Origin of the sequence: Collinsella aerofaciens (genome assembly GCF_001404695.1) — a bacterium.
Lineage (GTDB): Bacteria > Actinomycetota > Coriobacteriia > Coriobacteriales > Coriobacteriaceae > Collinsella > Collinsella aerofaciens_E.
This window is the reverse complement of the sequence record NZ_CZAQ01000015.1, coordinates 1-17,634: the sequence shown is the minus strand read 5'-3', so window position 1 is coordinate 17,634 and position 17,634 is coordinate 1. Positions and strand designations below refer to the sequence as shown.

The following is a 17,634-nucleotide window of genomic DNA, read 5'->3' as shown; positions in this document are numbered from 1 at the left end:
GGGTTAAGCGTCTTTCTTGGCAGTCAGATACTCGATGAACTCGGGACCGACGGTCGTAACGTCGCCGGCACCCATGGTGAGCAGCAGGTCGCCCTCGCCCACGAGCTTCTCAAGCTCCTGGTTGAGCTCAAGACGGCTGGAGCAGTACACGACCTCTTTGCCGGGGTGCTTGGCGCGAACGGCATCTGCGAGCATCTTGGAGGTAACGCCCGGAATCGGCATCTCGCCGGCGGAGAACACATCGATCAGCAGCAGCTTGTCGGCGTTGGCAAAGGCATCGGCAAAGTCATCGCACAGAGCCTGCAGGCGCGAATAGCGGTGCGGCTGGAACACGACGTCGACATGCTTGTAGCCCAGCGAAGACGCAGCAGCGAGCGTCGCCTTGATCTCGGTGGGATGATGGCCGTAATCGTCAACCACCGTGATGCCGTCGATATCGCCCACGTGGGTAAAGCGGCGGCGGACGCCCTCAAAACTCGAAAGTGCCTTAGCGGCGGCGTCGATATCGAGGCCCAGGACATGGGCGACGGTCAAGACGGCCGTGGCGTTGAGCATGTTGTGACGACCAGGGTTGCTCTTAATCTCGACAGCGTGCTCGGTGCCGTCCTCAAAGCGAACGATAAAGTCGCTCTGGATGCCCTTGACATCCGGGTGCATGCAGACGATGTCGTTGTTCTCGGCAAAGCCGTAGGAAAGCACGTGACGGCCCGTCGACTTGGCGAGCTCGACCAGATGCGGGTCCTCACCGCAGACGATGACGGTGCCGTCCTCGCCCACCAGGCTCATGAATTTGGCGAAAGTTGCCTCGATCTCCTCGATACCCGAGTAGTGATCGAGGTGGTCGGCCTCGACGTTGGTCACAATGACTACGTTGGGGTTCAGGAACAGGAAGGAGCTGTCGGACTCGTCGGCCTCGGCGACAAAGTAGTCGCCCGAGCCGTTCTTGCCGTTCGTGTCATAGCCCTCGACGATGCCACCGATCAGGAAGCTCGGATCCAGACCCATGCGGTCGAGCATGGTGGCACACATCGAAGACGTGGTGGTCTTGCCATGCGTGCCGGCAACAGCGACGGTGGTGTAGCCGTGGCCCAAAGCAGAGAGCATCTTGGCACGGGGCCACACGGGAATACCAAGCTCGCGAGCGCGCACGAGTTCAGGGTTGGACTCCGGAATAGCGGTGGAGACAACAACCACGTCGGGCTTGACCTCGTCGATCGTGGCGGCCTCATGGCCCACATGCACCTTCACACCAGCGCGGGTAAGCTGGCGGATATAACGTGACGTCTTAAGGTCGGAGCCGGTAACGGCATAACCGCGCTCGTGCAGAACGAGGGCGATGCCGCTCATGCCGGCGCCGCCGATACCGATAAAGTGGGCGCTCTTAAACTCGGGCGCGGAGGTTGCAGTCTGGGAATCAGCCATGTGCTCGTGTACTCCTTGCGTAAACACTGCCTGTAACCCGTTAACTGTACCGCACCTACCGCATCAGCGCGAGGGCGACCGAAGATATCCCGTCTAACTAACGCAAACCCTCTACCGCATCCGCCAGAAGAGCGGCGGCTCTATCCTGAGCCAGACCACGCGCCGCCTGACGCATGGCGTCGCGCGCCGCCGCGTCATCGACCAGGTGCAGCAGCTCATCGGCAAAGGCAGAACCGTCGATATCGGCATCGGCGCAGAGCACGCCGGCCCCAGCGTCGACCAGATAACGAGCATTGGTGGTTTGGTGGTCGGCCGTCGCATGCGGATACGGCACGAGCACCGAGGGCACGGCGAGCGCAGCGATCTCGGCCACGCTCGATGCACCCGAACGCGAGAGCACCAAATCGGCAGCAGCCAGCATATCGCCCATGTTGTCGATGTAAGGCTGGACGCGGTAACGCTTCGCCTCCTCGGGCGTCAGCGCCAAAGCGCGCTCGGTCTCCTCAAAGCCGTCGGCACCCGTCGAATGCAACACATAGAGGTTCTTGCGCGAAAGCAGCTCGTTTTTGAGCGAAGTCACGCGCTCGTTGAGGTGCCGGGCGCCAAGTGAACCGCCAAAGACGAGCAGCAGCGTAGCGTCCTCGAGAACGCCAAGTGCCTTGCGGCCGCGAGCGCGATCGCCCTCGATTACCGAGCGACGTACGGGGTTGCCGGTCATGAGCACGTGGTCAGGGTCACCTTCGCGCTCAAAGACCGAGCGCGCTGCCGGCACCGAGATGCACACGCGAGCGGCGTGGGAGTTCATCATCTTGTTGGCCAGGCCCGGAACAGAGTTCTGCTCATGTAGCAGATACGGAACGCCTGCGCCCTTGCACCACCCCAGCAGCGGAACCTCGACATAGGCACCAAAACCGATGGCAGCATCGGGCTTGCCGACCTTTGAGAAATGACTGGCGAGCGCACGCTTGGCCTTGTTGACACGCCACAGCGAGGTCAGCGCCGTCCAGGGACGGGAGCGGTCGAAGCCCGTGACCGTAATGGGCACAAAATCAAACCCAGCCTCGGGGACCAGACGACCCTCGAGCTTGCGCGACTGGCCCACGAACACAACGTGGTGGCCACGGTCATGCAGCTCCTCGGCCAAAGCGAGCGCGGGGTTAATGTGTCCTGCCGTGCCGCCGGCTGCAATAGCAACGGTCATCTTATCGGTCATGGTAGTCCCTTCGTACACGCGGTCCCTGGTCGTCGGTGCGCAAACGCGCCGACGGGTCCGAGTTCAAATCGATTCGATTATATCCGCCGCCCGCGCTGCGAGGGCTGGGGCGCTGCGGACGACCTTGCGGCGCCGTTCGCTGACGCGGACGGGCTGCCGGCTCGGTCGCAGAGCCATCCAGAACGGTAAAGCCGTTACGCGAAGATCGCTCGCCGCGTACGTGGGGCACGCCGGCGGTACTCTCATCCATAACGGCAAAGCTCTCGCGGCGACGGTCGTACTCATCGCGACGGGCGCTCTCGTACGAAACGCGCAGGATCAGACCGGCAAGCATAAGCGACACAATAATCGACGAACCGCCGTAGCTAATAAACGGCAACGGTTTGCCCGTCATGGGAAACACGTTGAGGATGCCCAGCGCATTGATCAAAAACTGCACCGCGAGAATGACCGCGGAGCCAGACGCCATGAGCGCGCCCCGACGATCGGTCGCCTGCTCGGCAATGCGAAACGCCGAGTAGATCAGCATCGCAAACACCAAGAAGAACAGCACGGTTCCGACAAAACCGACTTCCTCGCCAATGATGGCCAGGATGTAGTCATTGTGCGCCTCGGGCAGATACGAGTACTTCATGGTTGAGTTGCCGATGCCACGGCCGAACAGACCGCCCGAGGCAAAGGCCATGATGGCAAGCGTGGCCTGATAGCCGTCACCATACTCGTCGGCCCAAGGGTTCAAGGCAACCTGAATACGCACCATACGGTACGGCTCTGCAACAAGCGCAATCACGATCACGAGAATGCCGAAGATTATCACGCCGATGATAAATTTGGGGTCGAGACCCGCAAACAACGCCATGCACATGAGGGTCAGCAGGATGATCAGGACGGTACCGAAATCGGGCTGGATAAAGATCAGAAAGAGCGGAATGCCCAGGTAGATGCCCATCTTGCGAAGGAATTCGTTGATGTTGCCACCGGGCGAAAAGAAGCGATCAAGCATGATGGCCGAATACGCAATGGCAAATGGCTTTAAAAACTCGGAAGGCTGGAACTGAATGCCGGCGATGTTGAGCCAGCGCGTGGCGCCACGGCTGCCGCTGCCAACCAAGAACACCAGAAACAGTAGCCCTATCATGCCTATGAGGAAGATCCTGAGCACATCCTCCCCAAACCAGCTGTCCGGCAAAACGCGCACGATGGCAATCAGCGCCAGAACACCGACCACGGCAAACGCAGCCTGTCGACCCAGAAAAAACGTCGCTGAGCCATTCTCGTGCAGCGCCTCGACCGAAGACGCCGAGTACACCATCAGCAGGCCAAAACACACCAAGATAAACAGACAGGCCATGAATATCAGACGGGGGCGCATGATGCGGGCGGGAACGCCGGCAATATAGCGTTCGCTAAACGACTGCCCGCCGCGACCGGAACGCGGTGTGCTACGCCGCGAGGAAGCACGGTCCGAGTCGGGCCTCCTCATACCTTGTCGGGGGCTCTCCTCTCTCACCGGCAACCCCTATTCCATTTGCGATTTCGCTGCAGCGGCAAGCTGGGCCACATAGTCCTTAAACACGCGGCCGCGCTCCTCATAGCCCGAGAACTCATCGAACGAAGAGCAGGCAGGAGAAAGTAAGATCACGTCGCCACGGCTCGACAGCGAACGGGCAACGTCCACGGCATCGCGTAGGTCATCCGCCTGGGCGATATCCACATCGCCATCGACATCGGCCTCGTCCATAGCGGCGGTGAAGCGCTCGCGCGCATCGCCAAAGCAGACGACCGAGCGCACGTTATCCATAACAACGCGCGCGAAGTCCGTGAGCGGCGTGCCCTTATCGTGGCCGCCGAGCAGCAAGATCACGTCGTCATCGGGAAATGCCGTCAGCGCCTTCTCGACCGCGTCGGTGTTGGTCGCCTTGGAATCGTTGACGTAGCGCACACCGTCAATCTCGCCGCACGGCTCCACGCGATGCTCGAGCGGCTGGAACGAGGCCAGACCGCGGCGGACACCATCGACATCGGCACCGACGGCCAGAGCAGCCGTGGCGGCACATAAGGCATTGATGACATTGTGATGGCCCGAGATCTTGAGCTCGGACGTGGCGACAAGCTGAGTCTCGACGCCCTTCAGGCGCACGACCATTTTGCCGTCGCGCACAAAGGCGGCATCTGCACCCTCGGGCTCGTCAAAAGCGACCTTGCAGATGCGGCGACCCGGCGTATAGATGTACTCATCGAACTCGTGAATGCCGGCGTCTTCGACGTCGACAACCACCAGATCGTCATCGACCATATTGTCAAACAGTTTGATCTTGGCAAGCGCATAGTTCTTGTGGCTCTTGTGCCAGCCCAGGTGGTCGGGCGTGATGTTGAGCAGCACCGCCACGCGAGGATGGAGCTCGGCGGTCGTAGCAATCTGATAACTCGACAGCTCGGCCACAAACCACTCATTATGTCCGCGGCCGTCGATCTCGTTCACCGGCGGCTCACCGATATTGCCGACGGCCACGCTGGCTTCACCGGCGGCCTTGAGCAGATAATCGGTCAGCGACGTTGTAGTTGTCTTGCCGTTGGTGCCCGTGATGGCGATCCAATTTTGGGGAGACAGACGATAGGCAAACTCGGGCTCGCCCATAATCTGGGCGGCATGCTCACGCCCAGCCTTAAAGAAGGCCGAGAACTCCGAGATACCCGGGCATGTCACGCACACGTCATAGGCACCCTCGACCTGCTCGGTGCCGTAAACAAACGACGCGCCCTGCGCCTCGAGCGCACGTGTGGCGTCATTGGGCTCGGAGGTACCGCCGCCATACACGGTCGTGGCGCGCACGCGCTCGGGGTGAGCCAACGCCCAACGGGCGACATCGAGACCGGATTTACCCTGCCCCAAAACAAGCAGGCTAAAGACATCAGCAAGAGGCATGAAAGACCACTATCCCAACTGGAAGAACAGGGCGAGGCCAACGGCGCCAAAGGCCGCGGCGATAATCCAAAAACGGATAACGACCTTGGTCTCGGCCCAGCCCTTCTTTTCGAAATGATGATGAATGGGTGCCATAAGGAAGACGCGCTTGTGCGTAAAGTGGAAATAGACGACCTGGATCATGACCGACAGAGTCTCGACGATAAACAGACCGCCGATGATGAGGGAAACGACTTCGGTGTTGGTCATGATGGAGGTGCAGGCAAACGCGGCACCCAGGGCAAGCGAGCCGGTATCGCCCATAAAGATGCTCGCCGGGTAGCAATTGAACCACAAAAAGCCCAGGCAGGCACCGGCGCACGCCGTGCAGAAGATGGACAGGTTCACGTCACCGTGCAAAAACGCCATGGCGGCCATGGCGAGCATGGCGATCATGGAAGTGCCGCCGGCAAGACCGTCCAGACCATCGGTCAGGTTCACGGCATTGGAAAGACCGGCGATCATCAGCCAGCAAAATACAATGTAGAGCCACGGGAACGAAAGGCCGCAGATGGTGGTCGAAAGAACACCGAGGTCAATCGTCAGGCCGCCGGGAAAACGAATCTCGGGGGCGACGCCGCACCAATTGACGGCGAGCACGGTAAAAGTGACGCAGATGATGGTCAGACCGATCATCTTGGCGTGAGGCGTCAGACCGAGCGAGCGACCATGCGTGACGGAGGTCAGGTCGTCGATGAGACCCAGAACGCCGGTGGCCAGCGTGGCAAGCAGCACGAGCACGAGCTCGGTGGTGAGCTTGCCCATCAGCAGGCAGGTCAGCGAGATCGCGACAAGGATGATGACGCCGCCCATGGTGGGCGTACCCTGTTTAATCAAATGACGCTTGGGGCCGTCGGCTCGGACCTGTTGGCCGATACCCTCGACCTTCAGCAGCTTGATCCACCACGGCATAAGCAGCAACCCAATGGCAGCAGCGATGCCAAGTCCCAAAAAGGCCTGATACGTAGGATACGAGGGATTGCCGAACATGGGCTAGCACACACCTTCCACAAAGCGGTCGAGCTCAACAAAACGGGAACCCTTGACCAATACAACATCATGTTTTTCAAGCGCGCCGCCCATGCGGTCGAGCACCTGCTGATAATCGGAGAACACCTGGATGCGGTCCTCGTCCATGCCCATCATGCGCGCGGCATCGGCCATAAGCTGGGCCAGCTCACCACCCACGCACGCCAGCATGTCGAGCTTCTTGGCGGCGGCATAGGCGCCCACGAGCTCATGCATGCGAGGAGCCTCATCGCCCATCTCGCCCATCTCGCCCAGGATCGCCATGCGAGACCCCGTGCATGAAAGCGAGCACAGCAGATCGAGGCCGGCTGCCATCGATTCGGCGCTGGCGTTATAGGAATCGTCGATGACGCGGGCACCGCTCTTGGCGCGCTTGATCTCCTGGCGGTGACCGGTGATCGTGAGGCCCCTAAAGGCAGCATCGATCTGCCCGGGCGTCACGCCCAGGCGATAGGCAACCGCGGCGGCCTTAACGGCATTAGGAACGGACTGCACGCCGGGGATGGCAAGCATGGTATCGATTGTCTCGCCCTGGCCAAAATCGAGCGTAAAGACCGGACGGCCCTCGTCATCAACACGAATGTCGCGGGCACGGACCTCATCATCGTCCGAGACGCCGGCCAGCATCACGTCGATACCAGCAGGCTGGGCGAACGCATCGCGAATGAACGGCGTAAAGTCGTCCTCGCCGCCCAAAACCAGCAGCGGCAAGAAGTCGCCGGCGGCGCACATGCCCTGTACAATCTCGGCCTTAGCGCGGGCGATGTTCTCGCGGCTACCCAAAATGCCGATATGAGAGGTACCGATCTTGCTCACGATGGCAAGGTTGGGATTGGCGGACTGGGACAGGCGCTCGATCTCGTGGAAATGGTTCATGCCCATCTCGAGCACCAGGACCTCGGTATCGGCCGGAGCGGAAAGCACCGTGAGCGGCATGCCGATCAGGTTATTGAAATTGCCCTTGGTGGCCCAGACACGATAGCGCTTGGCGAGCACAGCGGCGAGCACGTCCTTGGTCGTCGTCTTGCCGATGGAACCGGTAATGCCAACGACCAGGCAGCCAAGCTCCAGGCGATACGCGTGCGCCAAACGCAGCAGAAACTCCTCGGGATCATCGGTCAGCAAGATGGCACAGCCCTTGTCCTGCGCCAGCGAGACCAGCTCGGCCTCGGGCTCACGCGTCATCACGACGGCGCCGGCACCCGACTGGACGGCACGGGAAGCAAAATCATTGCCGTCGACGTTTTCACCGGGAAAGGCGACGAAAATCGTCCCTTCCTCGACCTGGCGCGAGTCGATAACGCACCCGCGGCATGCCCGATCGGCTTCTCCCGTCACGGTTCGGGCCCCTGTTGCGGCCGCGAGATTGTTGACGGCGATCTCTATCATTGCAGCTCCCCTGTAAACCTAATAATGCTATCGGCGTATTGTATCCCAGCGCCGCGCATGCGTGGTGCAGGGCATGTGAACACCCCTCATATGGGACAACAAACCACGCCCCAAAGATTGTAACCCCCTACTTCGTGTGCGGGATACCCAGCACGTCGAGCGCGTTGGCCATAATGGACTGGAACGGCACCGCAGCGGCATCTGAGCCGCTCGGCGTTCCGTCGAGCGTGATATAGCACAGCACCTTGGGCGATTGTGCCGGTGCAAAGCCCATAAAGGACGACATGTAGTTCTCCTTGAGGTAGCCGCCGTTCTCGTCGGCTCGTTCGGCCGTACCGGTCTTACCCGCCACGTCATAGCCGTCAACCGCGCCGCCAACGCCCGTTCCCTCGGACACGACCGTCTGCATGCACGATGTCACCTGGGATGCGGCGTCCTCCGAAATCGCGCGCTCGCCTTCGCCCCAGTCCTTCTCGTCGCCTTTGCTGGACTTATAGAAGTGCGGGGTCATCATCACGCCGCCGTTGGCGATGCCGCCCACGGCACGTGCGATCTCAATCGGCGAGACAGACAGCGCCTGTCCAAAGCTCATCGAGCCCAGCGTGGCGCCGTCATACTGGTCACGCTCCTTGACGATGCCCAGGCTCTCGCCCGGAAAATCGACACCTGAGCTGTGACCGATGCCCCACTTGTCCACATAGGCGGCAAAGTCGTCGGCACCGATTTTGCGCCCCACCAGGACAAAGCCCACGTTGGACGAACGGCGCATCATCTCGCGCACATCCATGGTCATGGCGTAGTCGCGCTTGTCGGCATCGGTGACGGTATCGTCGCCCACCTTGATGCTCGCCGGCACCTCAAACGACGTACTCGACCGCACGACACCCAAGTCGAAGCCGGCGCCCGCCACGAGCGTCTTAAAGACCGAGCCGGGCTCGTAGGCGTCGGTGACCAGGCGCAGATTCATATCCTCGGTCTTGGCGTTTTCCAAATCGGTCTGGTCGTAGGTCGGATACGAGCAGGCTGCCAAGATCTCGCCTGTCGTAGGATCGGTGACCAGCGCCGAGCCGTTCTTGGCCTTAGTCTTCTCAACTGCCTCTGCCAGGGCATCCTCGGCTGCACGCTGGATATTGACGTCGAGCGTCGTCACGATATCAACGCCGTCGACCGCAGCCACCTTTTTATAGGCTCCGCCCGCGATATAGCTGCCATCCCTCGCGCGCTCGCGTACGAGAGAACCGTTCGTGCCGGTCAGAAGCTTGTTGTATTGCTTTTCGAGACCCGTCAAGCCGTCGTTGTCTACATTCACTACACCCAGCACCTGCGATGCCAGATTGCCGTATGGATATACGCGCTTCATGGCCTGCTCAAAAAGCACGCCGGGCAGGTTCTTCTTCTCCAGTGCCGCAGCATCGTCTTCGTCCACCTGGCGCTTGATATACACCCAGGTTCCATCGGACTCAACGAGCTTGCGGCAGGTCTTTTTATCGATTCCAGTTGCCTTGACCAGCGCCGACACCGTCTTGTCAACATCCTCGACAAGCTGGGGGTTCACGGCGATGTTGCGACATTCGACCGACGACGCCAGCACGTTACCGTTGCGGTCGTAGATGGTGCCGCGTTTGGCATAGAGGGTCTGCGCAAGCAGGCGGCGCGCATCGGCACGCTCGCGCAGTTTATCGGCTTCGACAATTTGATAGTCGGCAAGGCGAAAGACGCCCAAGCCCAAGCCAAGCCCAATGAAGCCCATGACGGCCTTGCGGCGAGGCAGCGGCGTGCCTGTGAGCCATTCGGTCGACGAGCTCTTGCGCGACCTGGTGTTATGCACTTGAGGGCCGCCCGAGCCGCGAAGTCGCGACGCCGGGTCGTTGCCACGGGACCGCCCGGCGTTGTAAGATTGCCGACCCGTTCCTTGATAACCAGAACGTCCCCGCGACGAGGGACGTCCAGAACCGCGGCCCCCATCGGAACCGCGGCGATAGTCATTTGTCATACTCAGCTACCGTCTTGCTACTGAGCGGTCGCGGTCGCGTTGGCGCCCGCGGCTGCATCCTGCGAAAAGTCAAGTGTAACGCTCTCGCTGGGCTCCACCATGCCATAGGCGCCCGCAAGGTCGCGAATGCGCGTGTCGGCGCCATAGACCGAATGCATGACCTCCAGGTCGGAGCTCTCATCGGTCGCTTTTTCGAGCGTGTTGGTAAGCTCGGCGTTGCTGTTGAGCACCTGGGCCGTAACGCCGGCGAGCGCCACGCGGGCGACGCCGATCGTCATGAAGATAGCCGCAATGATGCAAAACGTTTTAAGAACGCTCATGAAAACCGGGCTTACCGCCTGGTTTGCCTGACGGCCCGCGCCCGTGTAGACATCAAAGCGCGGCGTGCGCTGCTCACGGGGAGCAACGGGGGCCTGCGCCGTCTCACGATAGGCGGGCATGGCGTTCATATCATAGGCGAGTGCTGCGCTTGAAGTGTTGTAGCCCATGATATGCCGCCTCCCATCCCGAGTACGTTGGTAGTGTGTTTAAGCTTCGTTTATGGTGCGAGCGGGAGGTCCAATATCGCGCGGTCGCGCCTACAGACGCTGCGCCACGCGGATTTTGGCTGATCTCGCCCGAGGGTTGCGCTCAACCTCATCAGGCTGTGCAACCAAGGGTTTGCGGGTGATGACCTTGAGTATCGGCACGTTGCCGCACACGCACACCGGAATCTCCGGCGGACACGTGCACCCCTGGCTCATCTCCTTAAAGTGGTTCTTTACGATACGGTCCTCGAGCGAGTGATATGAGATGACGCAGATACGTCCGCCCGGGTTGAGCCACCTGGTGGCGGCATCAAGCCCTCGTTCGAGCACATCGAGCTCGTGATTGACCTCGATGCGAATGGCCTGGAAACTTTTCTTGGCCGGGTGTCCGCCATGCCGACGAGCGGCAGCCGGGATACCCGCCTTGATGATCTCGACAAATTGGCCGGTGGTTTCGATCGGTTCTTGCTCGCGGCGGCGCACGATCTCGCGCGCGATCTGCGAGGCGAACTTCTCTTCGCCGTAGACGCGTAGAATCCGAGCGAGGTCGTGTTCGTTATAGGTGTTGATGACCTCAGCTGCGTTTAAGGTGTTATTACCCGGATCCATCCGCATGTCCAATGGGGCGTCCTCGTTATACGAAAAGCCCCTTCCAGGGATATCGAGTTGCGGTGACGAAACGCCCAAATCGAACAGGAAGCCATCGACCCCGGGCACCTCGGCCGAGCAAAGCAGCTCGTCCAAGTCGCCGAAGTTGCCCTTCAGCAGCTGGTGCGGAACGCCGGGAACCTCGCGGTCCAGACGGGCGCCAGCGGCCTCGAGGGCCATGTCGTCCTGATCGACGCCGAGCAAAAGACCCGTCTCCCCCACCTGCGCAGCCATCTTTACCGAATGGCCGGCACCGCCAAGGGTGCAATCGCAGACAACGGAGCCGCTCTTTAGCCGCAGCGACTCAAGCACTTCGCCGAGCATGACAGGTTCATGCCGATATTCTTGTGTCAAGATCCCACGCTCCATCCGTTACCCGTGCCTTGCCCTTACGAGAAGAAGAGGTCCAGCAGGGCCTCATCGTCATCGTCCTCATCGGCCGCGGCGCGATCCCAAACCTCAAGGTGGTCGTAGTTGCCCACAACCGTGACCTCGCGGTCGAGGTTCGCCTGCTTGCGGAGAGACTCGGAAAGACCGATACGACCGGCGCTGTCCACGTCCATCGACGTGGTGCGCTTGTTGATCGCCCTCATGAGCTTCTGGTCATTAATGTCACGCGGGTTAAAACCCTCGTGGCCCTCACGACCCGCGAAGAGTCCTTCGACCCACTTATCGAAGGCCTCGGCAGAGAACACGTACAGAGCATCGACATCCAGGGCTTTGAACACGCGAACGTGCTCTCCAAGCTCCTCGCGAAGGGGTGCAGGCAGGGACAGACGACCTTTTGCATCGAGATTGCGCTCGTATGCACCAGTCATTCCCATGTGCGCCCTCCCCTCGGTTACTCAGATGGCACGTACGCGGGGAACCACCCCGCCTGTCGACGTCATTAATAATATGGGGAACCGCCCCATTTTTCAACACCTTTCCCCACCCCTTCCCCCACCCCGCCCCACCACTCCACCCACCATATATTGCAAAACACCCCCAATCATATGTTCGAAAACACAATATGTTGTGTTTACAGCAACGGCGGGATGCCACCTGTGGCACCCCGCCTTTCAACCTCAACCTTCAAGTTGACCTTGAGGCGATTTTTGCGTCCCTTTACATGCCGTTCACATCGCCCCCAAACTCCCCCACCCAAGGCACATGCGGCCCGCCACCGCGACGACAAGTGGCAAAAAATGGGACGGACCCCAGATTGCCCATGCGCGCGCAAAAGCACGCCGGGGACTGCGGACGATTTCTTGGACCGTCACGCGGCCCTTCCCAGCGCGGCGCGGAACTCGGCCGGCGTGCGGCCGCCGAGCGCGTCGCTGCGCCTCTCCGTATTGTAGCGGCCGATCCAGCCCCCGAGCTCCTCGATGAAGCGGGCGGGGGTCCAGCCCGACCAGTCCCTGCCGTGCCAGAACTCCTTCTTGAGCAGGCCGAAGAAGCCCTCCATCGCGGCGTTGTCCGGGCTGCAGCCCTTGGCGGACATGCTCCTGGCGAGGCCGTTGCCCTCGCAGATCGAGATCCAGCCGGGCCAGCGGTAGTGGCCGCCGCGGTCGGAGTGGATGACGGGGCGCTCGCCGGGCGCCAGCCGGGCGCAGGCGTCCTCGAGCGTCGAGTTGGCGAGCGCGGCGTCCGGGCGCTCGCCGGCCCTCCACGCCACGACCGAGGAGTCGAAGCAGTCCCTGATGGCCGACAGGTAGACCTTCCTGCCGGAGGGCAGCCTGAACTCGGTGATGTCGGTGAGCCACAGGAAGTTCGGCAGGGCCGAGCGGAAGTCGCGCCGCACGAGGTTCGGCGGGGCCGGCGTCGGCTCGCCCGCGTAGGAGCTGTAGGCCCTCCTCTTCCCCCTCATCCACCTGGGGACCAGGCCCTCCTCGCGCATGATGCGGCGGACGACCTTCTCCGAGGCGCGGACGGGCTCGTCGAGCTCGCGGAGCCTGCGCACCACGAAGCGGTAGCCGCGCGCGCCGTCGCCGTCCTCCAGGAACACGCGCCGCACGAGGGCCCTCAGCGGCGCCAGGCGGTCCGGCCTCGCGATCGCGCGCCGCTGGTAGTCATAGGAGCTCCTCGATATCCTCAAGAAAGCGGTGAGTTCTCTCAAGGACCACTTCCCCGCAGGCCTCAGGCGGTCTATCACCAGGGTCTTCTCCCTGTTCGACATCCCGTCGAGGCTCGCGGCTTTTAAAACGTCGTTCACCGCCCTGAGGACGGCGTTCTCCAGGACGAGGCGCTCTATCAGGGCGTCCTTGTCGTCCGGGTCGATGTCGGGGTACACCGGACCGTCCCCGACGACCTTCGGCAGATCCATCTTCGCGACCGCCCTTCCGACGGTTCCGCCCGCGGCCACGGACCTCGTCCAGCGCGCGACGGCGCTCTTGCTCGGACCGTCGAGCTCCCGGGCTATCTCCCTGCACGAGAGCCCGGAGCGGCGGAGCTCCCCGGCCCTCTCTACTACGGCTCTACTGTATGTCATGCGGACTCCAAACCGGACCTTGACGGTCCAACTTTTTGTCCGCAGTCCCCGGCCTCAAAGTGGGAGATTATCCACTCTCGTTCGATACGTGTCCAAAAATCCACTCTCACCCTTCGGATTAGTAAATAACCTATGCGTACCGGCTGGGCTTTGTACATGCAATCCATATCGTTGTTCGATAAACTATTCCGATAACGATAGATTCGATGAGGGTGAGTATATGTCCAACAGCGTTCAGCGTATGGCCAAGGCGGGCGAGACTGTAAGGAAGCTTGGCTTTTGCATGGCGGTCGTTTTTGCGGGAATGCTCGTCGCTTTCGCCGCGTTGGTTGTTTACGTGATCTGGTATGCGGTTGCAAACGCTGCTTCTGTCGATTCTTTCGGTGTTGTGACGCTTCTCAATGGCGGGTGCATCGTTATCCCAAGCGGACTGTGCATGGCGCTTGTCATGGGTATTTCGCTTGTCGTTTTGTGCGGAATCAGCCGTGACATTTCGCGGGGCGTATCGCCCTTTACCAGGGCGCATGTGCGGCTTATCCGTGTTCTCGCGCTTGCCTTTGCTGTTAACGCCGCGGTTTCGCTTGTTGGTGCCTATGGATCGGTCAATCTTACCATTGGTGGGCTGGAGCTTTGCGTCGTGCCTCATTCCTTCGTTATCGCGATTTGCCAGGGCGTTGCCTTTGACGCGGGGTCGCTTATCGGCGCGGCCGTCTGTTTGTTTGTCTCGGTGATCTGGAGCTATGCCTCGCTGCTCCAAGAGCAGTCTGACGAGCTTGTGTAGGAGGAAACATGAGCTATCTCATCATCGAGCTTGAGACGCAGCTGCTTAAGACCGGAAAGACCAGCTCTGATCTGATTCGTGCCACGGGGCATACTCCGGCTAATATTTCTAAGCTAAGAAACGGAAAAATTAAAGCTATTCGTCTTAAGACGCTTCTTGAAATCTGTGATGAGCTTGATTGTCAACCGGGAGATATTATTCAGCGCGTGAGCGAGAAGGAGCTCGAGGAACTTATTGTCGAGCGCGCGAAGAATGCCGTGAGGCAGATGCGGGATGGCAGAGGCAATGAGGTGTCGCTTCCGACATCGGTCTTCGCTGTAGATTTGAGCGACGAGTAGCATAAAAAGAACAACTATAACGAAATATCAGTGTAACGGAACCCGTGTCTAACACGGGTTCTTTGTTTATTAATTATCTTGACAAATATAAGTTATCGGCAAACAATAACATCAAGAACGAACGATAAAAGAAAGGAGGAACGATATGAGCTGGATTGTAAAGCCGAGTTATGTGGACCCCGGTGGTGGGTGCAACGGTTACTGCAAGGCATTCTGTGGAGCACGCGTCTGCGTCAATAACTGCAGCAAAAACTTGTGTGTTGTTAATTTCTAGCAGTTGCGGCTGCTGCCAGGCGACAGTCTGGCAGCAGCGGTTTTGTTATCAAGCAGAATAGGAGGCCAATGAGCGCATCAGCGATAAAGCTATCAAAGGTGTCAAAGCGCTATGGAAAACGGCGTGTGTTGCATGACGTTTCCTTCGAGGTGAATCAGTCTGAACTTTGCGCCCTTGTTGGTGCAAACGGGGCGGGCAAAAGCACGCTTATTAAAATAGTGCTGGGCCTCTGTGAGCCATCGTCGGGGAGCGTGGAGCTCTTTGGAGGCAAGTCGAAAAAAGAGCTGAGCCTGATGCGGACGCGTGTCGGCTATGTGCCAGATTCCAGCGGAGCATACCAATCCCTCAGTGCGGTGGAGAATCTTCGGATCCGATGTGCGGAATGGGGGCTCGATGAGACACGTGAGGTTCCTCGCGTCTTGGGCCTAGTCGGGCTGGACGTCGATGAGAAAAAGAGCGTGAGCAGTTTTTCTCTGGGAATGAAACGGCGACTGGATATAGCTACGGCTTTGTTGGGCGACACCGACGTACTAATTGTCGATGAGCCGGCAAATGGGTTGGACCCGCTGGGCATCGAGAGTATATGGGCCCTTATCGGCCGATTGAATCGAGAACAGGGTAAGACCATGCTCATCTCTAGCCATGATTTGGATGAGTTGGCATCGGTTGCAACAAGTTGCGTGTTTATTCATGACGGTGAACTGCTGAAAAAGGAATCGATGGATGTCATAAGGGATGAGGCGTCGTCCCTAAAAGAATATTACAGGCGCTTGATGAACGCGGTCTCGCTATGAAGCGGGCGATCCATCCCATAAAGGCAGATATGATGCGTCTACACAGGATGTTTCCGGCGCAGTTTGGTCTTACGCTTATGTTGGCGTGCGGTCTTCTCTTCGGTGTTTTTTTAAATAACGGAGCAACGTTGCTAGGCTTTGGCTATGGCGTTTGTGGGGAGGATATTGGTTTCCTCTGGAATGCAATCGATCCTTCTGCGCCTGATGAGTCCCTTGCGCGCAGCGCTTTTGCCGGTACATCCCTGTTCGTTCCACTCATCGTTTGTTTGGTGCTTTTACAGGAGCATGGCTATAAAGAGGGATACCGAATTTCTTCAGCAAGAGGTCTCGCCCGCTTTAATGGGGCTCTGGCACATGTGCTTTCGTCTGCTTTAATAGTCGGTGCAGCATATAGCGCACTTTGCCTTCTTTTGTTTGCAATAGCCATAATGCGTGGGGAGCAAAACTACACGCACGGCATGCTGGCTGCATTTTTTCCTGCGATGATAATCAACGCCGTATTGGTGATATCGGTTGCGTTGGAGACGATGACCATCTATCGGATTACAGGCAGCGCTGTATTGAGCGGGGCTGTAATAATAATTGGATTTGTCATGAGCTTGACGCTCTACGGAACCTTCCTTCAGGCACCTATACCATCCTTGCGATGGATCTTCTTCCTTCCTGGGCCGTACCTAGGGGTCGGATGTGCCCTTGGGTATAGCGATATGGGGCACCTGGCGCTTCTGGGCTATGGCGTGGCAGCCAGCTGTCTATCGGTATTGATTTACGCTCTCGTGACCTGTCGTGTCGGAGGTGTGCTCAATGGCTCGTCAGATTAAAAGGTTCCTCCATTCAGAATTGAAGCATGTGAGCAAATGGACGTACGTCTTAATCCTGGCAATTTATGCGTGTATGGTGATATTGCAGCTTAATTCTTTCCCGATGTGGTTCTGTAGCCTCCGCGAGGGCAGTTTCTTGGGCTTTTTCCCAGACCCGACGCTTAAACTGTCGGCAGAGGACGCCCTTCTATTTGGTAATGCAGAGGTTTTTCGCGGCTTGCTGTTCAACGTGGCCCCGTTGGCTCATGCATTGTTCTTTCCGTTCATCGCGGCTTGTATTGTGCCGCGCTTTGTTAGTTCGGGCTTTGTCGAGGAACCGTGGGGGCTGTCGGAGGCTCGGGGAGGGAAGCGGGCGTGCGTTACCGTTGCGCGAACGGTGCTGTCTTCTTTCGCCCTATTGGGCGCGTTTGTCCTGTCAAGTGTCGTTTTGTACTGTCTTAACTGTGCAATCGTTTTGGATGCTCAACAGTGTTTCAACCTGAATATGTTTTGCGATCGACTTCTTCTGGCGAGTGCCGTCTGCCTTGCATATGTGGTCTCTTGCGTGATCGTTGTTTCCTATTTTGGGTCCGGCTTCGGTCCTATTGGCATGCTGCTGCTTGTCAACGTCGTAACGATCTACATACAGGTCGGAGCCAATTCCATGCTTCCGTTTCCGTCCTCGATGCTCATGTGGATTTGCGGCGTGACCCCGTTGGAGGATAGTCAATGCACCTCGATTTTAATTGACTGCCTCATAAACGTAACAAGCGTTCTTGCCATCTGCTTTACCGTCGACCGATTGCGGTCGAGATTTCTTTGATTGTTTGTGAGGGATGAACATACCGAGCATATCAAATACAGGGGGGCGGGCACCGTAGTTGGTGTCCGCCCATTACAGTCTGAAGTGGGCCACCGATAAATTTCGATGGCGAGCATTCGGCGCATTGCCTACGATACGGGCAAGCCCCGAGGGGCCGCCGATCGGGCG

At 59.2% G+C, this 17,634-nt stretch carries 16 protein-coding genes; 5 read left to right on the top strand and 11 right to left on the bottom strand.

The genetic code is table 11. The features are described from left to right. Nucleotides 1-3: 3 nt before the first annotated feature. From murC to AQ996_RS05215, 11 genes are all read right to left on the bottom strand, one after another. Nucleotides 4-1,422 carry a UDP-N-acetylmuramate--L-alanine ligase gene (murC, locus tag AQ996_RS05265; protein WP_055251668.1) on the bottom strand — a complete coding sequence of 473 codons (1,419 nt, stop codon included), beginning with the start codon at nucleotides 1,420-1,422 and terminating at the stop codon, nucleotides 4-6. Between the two features lie 97 nt (nucleotides 1,423-1,519). After that, entirely contained in the window at nucleotides 1,520-2,635 is a 1,116-nt protein-coding gene (gene murG / locus AQ996_RS05260) for an undecaprenyldiphospho-muramoylpentapeptide beta-N-acetylglucosaminyltransferase (protein ID WP_055251665.1), read from the bottom strand. Further along, nucleotides 2,625-4,118, bottom strand: a complete 1,494-nt coding sequence (gene ftsW / locus AQ996_RS05255; protein WP_055251664.1) for a putative lipid II flippase FtsW — start codon at nucleotides 4,116-4,118, stop codon at nucleotides 2,625-2,627. Before ftsW ends, murG begins: the two co-directional genes overlap by 11 nt. Before the next feature lie 36 nt (nucleotides 4,119-4,154). Further along, the gene (murD, locus tag AQ996_RS05250) at nucleotides 4,155-5,561 is read right to left on the bottom strand and encodes a UDP-N-acetylmuramoyl-L-alanine--D-glutamate ligase (protein ID WP_055251662.1); all 1,407 of its coding nucleotides are present in this window, start codon (nucleotides 5,559-5,561) and stop codon (nucleotides 4,155-4,157) included. A gap of 9 nt (nucleotides 5,562-5,570) precedes the next feature. Beyond that, nucleotides 5,571-6,590 carry a phospho-N-acetylmuramoyl-pentapeptide-transferase gene (gene mraY, locus AQ996_RS05245; RefSeq protein WP_055251660.1) on the bottom strand — a complete coding sequence of 340 codons (1,020 nt, stop codon included), beginning with the start codon at nucleotides 6,588-6,590 and terminating at the stop codon, nucleotides 5,571-5,573. 3 nt (nucleotides 6,591-6,593) lie between these two features. Then, the gene (locus AQ996_RS05240; protein ID WP_055251658.1) at nucleotides 6,594-8,018 is read right to left on the bottom strand and encodes a UDP-N-acetylmuramoyl-tripeptide--D-alanyl-D-alanine ligase; all 1,425 of its coding nucleotides are present in this window, start codon (nucleotides 8,016-8,018) and stop codon (nucleotides 6,594-6,596) included. A gap of 127 nt (nucleotides 8,019-8,145) precedes the next feature. Further along, nucleotides 8,146-9,846, bottom strand: a complete 1,701-nt coding sequence (locus AQ996_RS05235) for a peptidoglycan D,D-transpeptidase FtsI family protein (RefSeq protein WP_316242506.1) — start codon at nucleotides 9,844-9,846, stop codon at nucleotides 8,146-8,148. Nucleotides 9,847-10,028: 182 nt separating this feature from the next. After that, nucleotides 10,029-10,499: a hypothetical protein gene (locus AQ996_RS05230; RefSeq protein ID WP_055251656.1), complete on the bottom strand. Its 471-nt coding sequence runs from the start codon at nucleotides 10,497-10,499 to the stop codon at nucleotides 10,029-10,031. A gap of 90 nt (nucleotides 10,500-10,589) precedes the next feature. After that, the gene (rsmH, locus tag AQ996_RS05225) at nucleotides 10,590-11,555 is read right to left on the bottom strand and encodes a 16S rRNA (cytosine(1402)-N(4))-methyltransferase RsmH (protein WP_006234266.1); all 966 of its coding nucleotides are present in this window, start codon (nucleotides 11,553-11,555) and stop codon (nucleotides 10,590-10,592) included. A gap of 20 nt (nucleotides 11,556-11,575) precedes the next feature. Then, nucleotides 11,576-12,010, bottom strand: a complete 435-nt coding sequence (locus AQ996_RS05220; protein WP_006234269.1) for a division/cell wall cluster transcriptional repressor MraZ — start codon at nucleotides 12,008-12,010, stop codon at nucleotides 11,576-11,578. Nucleotides 12,011-12,444: 434 nt separating this feature from the next. After that, nucleotides 12,445-13,656 carry an IS3 family transposase gene (locus AQ996_RS05215; RefSeq protein WP_055251654.1) on the bottom strand — a complete coding sequence of 404 codons (1,212 nt, stop codon included), beginning with the start codon at nucleotides 13,654-13,656 and terminating at the stop codon, nucleotides 12,445-12,447. A gap of 220 nt (nucleotides 13,657-13,876) precedes the next feature. Between AQ996_RS05215 and AQ996_RS05210 the strand changes: the two genes are divergently transcribed. The 5 genes from AQ996_RS05210 to AQ996_RS05190 all read left to right on the top strand — a co-directional run bounded on the left by AQ996_RS05210 (nucleotide 13,877) and on the right by AQ996_RS05190 (nucleotide 17,466). Then, a complete protein-coding gene (locus tag AQ996_RS05210) occupies nucleotides 13,877-14,437 on the top strand; it encodes a hypothetical protein (protein ID WP_055251653.1) in 561 nt (186 codons plus the stop codon). 8 nt (nucleotides 14,438-14,445) lie between these two features. Beyond that, nucleotides 14,446-14,775: a helix-turn-helix domain-containing protein gene (locus AQ996_RS05205; RefSeq protein WP_055251651.1), complete on the top strand. Its 330-nt coding sequence runs from the start codon at nucleotides 14,446-14,448 to the stop codon at nucleotides 14,773-14,775. 342 nt (nucleotides 14,776-15,117) lie between these two features. Continuing rightward, nucleotides 15,118-15,843: an ABC transporter ATP-binding protein gene (locus tag AQ996_RS05200; protein WP_055251650.1), complete on the top strand. Its 726-nt coding sequence runs from the start codon at nucleotides 15,118-15,120 to the stop codon at nucleotides 15,841-15,843. Continuing rightward, nucleotides 15,840-16,664 carry a hypothetical protein gene (locus AQ996_RS05195; RefSeq protein WP_055251648.1) on the top strand — a complete coding sequence of 275 codons (825 nt, stop codon included), beginning with the start codon at nucleotides 15,840-15,842 and terminating at the stop codon, nucleotides 16,662-16,664. Before AQ996_RS05200 ends, AQ996_RS05195 begins: the two co-directional genes overlap by 4 nt. Continuing rightward, on the top strand, nucleotides 16,648-17,466 hold the full coding sequence (locus tag AQ996_RS05190) for a hypothetical protein (protein ID WP_055251646.1): 819 nt from the start codon (nucleotides 16,648-16,650) through the stop codon (nucleotides 17,464-17,466). Before AQ996_RS05195 ends, AQ996_RS05190 begins: the two co-directional genes overlap by 17 nt. The last annotated feature ends 168 nt before the right edge of the window (nucleotides 17,467-17,634 follow it).

Bases quoted from the DNA above. Each gene is read 5' to 3' on its own strand.
- AQ996_RS05205 (WP_055251651.1), top strand. From the start codon at position 14,446: ATGAGCTATCTCATCATCGAGCTTGAGACGCAGCTGCTTAAGACCGGA.
- murG (WP_055251665.1), bottom strand. From the start codon at position 2,635: ATGACCGATAAGATGACCGTTGCTATTGCAGCCGGCGGCACGGCAGGA.
- AQ996_RS05240 (WP_055251658.1), bottom strand. From the start codon at position 8,018: ATGATAGAGATCGCCGTCAACAATCTCGCGGCCGCAACAGGGGCCCGA.
- murD (WP_055251662.1), bottom strand. From the start codon at position 5,561: ATGCCTCTTGCTGATGTCTTTAGCCTGCTTGTTTTGGGGCAGGGTAAA.
- murC (WP_055251668.1), bottom strand. From the start codon at position 1,422: ATGGCTGATTCCCAGACTGCAACCTCCGCGCCCGAGTTTAAGAGCGCC.
- rsmH (WP_006234266.1), bottom strand. From the start codon at position 11,555: ATGGAGCGTGGGATCTTGACACAAGAATATCGGCATGAACCTGTCATG.
- AQ996_RS05230 (WP_055251656.1), bottom strand. From the start codon at position 10,499: ATGGGCTACAACACTTCAAGCGCAGCACTCGCCTATGATATGAACGCC.
- AQ996_RS05195 (WP_055251648.1), top strand. From the start codon at position 15,840: ATGAAGCGGGCGATCCATCCCATAAAGGCAGATATGATGCGTCTACAC.
- AQ996_RS05215 (WP_055251654.1), bottom strand. From the start codon at position 13,656: ATGACATACAGTAGAGCCGTAGTAGAGAGGGCCGGGGAGCTCCGCCGC.
- AQ996_RS05190 (WP_055251646.1), top strand. From the start codon at position 16,648: ATGGCTCGTCAGATTAAAAGGTTCCTCCATTCAGAATTGAAGCATGTG.
- AQ996_RS05220 (WP_006234269.1), bottom strand. From the start codon at position 12,010: ATGGGAATGACTGGTGCATACGAGCGCAATCTCGATGCAAAAGGTCGT.
- AQ996_RS05200 (WP_055251650.1), top strand. From the start codon at position 15,118: ATGAGCGCATCAGCGATAAAGCTATCAAAGGTGTCAAAGCGCTATGGA.
- AQ996_RS05210 (WP_055251653.1), top strand. From the start codon at position 13,877: ATGTCCAACAGCGTTCAGCGTATGGCCAAGGCGGGCGAGACTGTAAGG.
- ftsW (WP_055251664.1), bottom strand. From the start codon at position 4,118: ATGAGGAGGCCCGACTCGGACCGTGCTTCCTCGCGGCGTAGCACACCG.
- mraY (WP_055251660.1), bottom strand. From the start codon at position 6,590: ATGTTCGGCAATCCCTCGTATCCTACGTATCAGGCCTTTTTGGGACTT.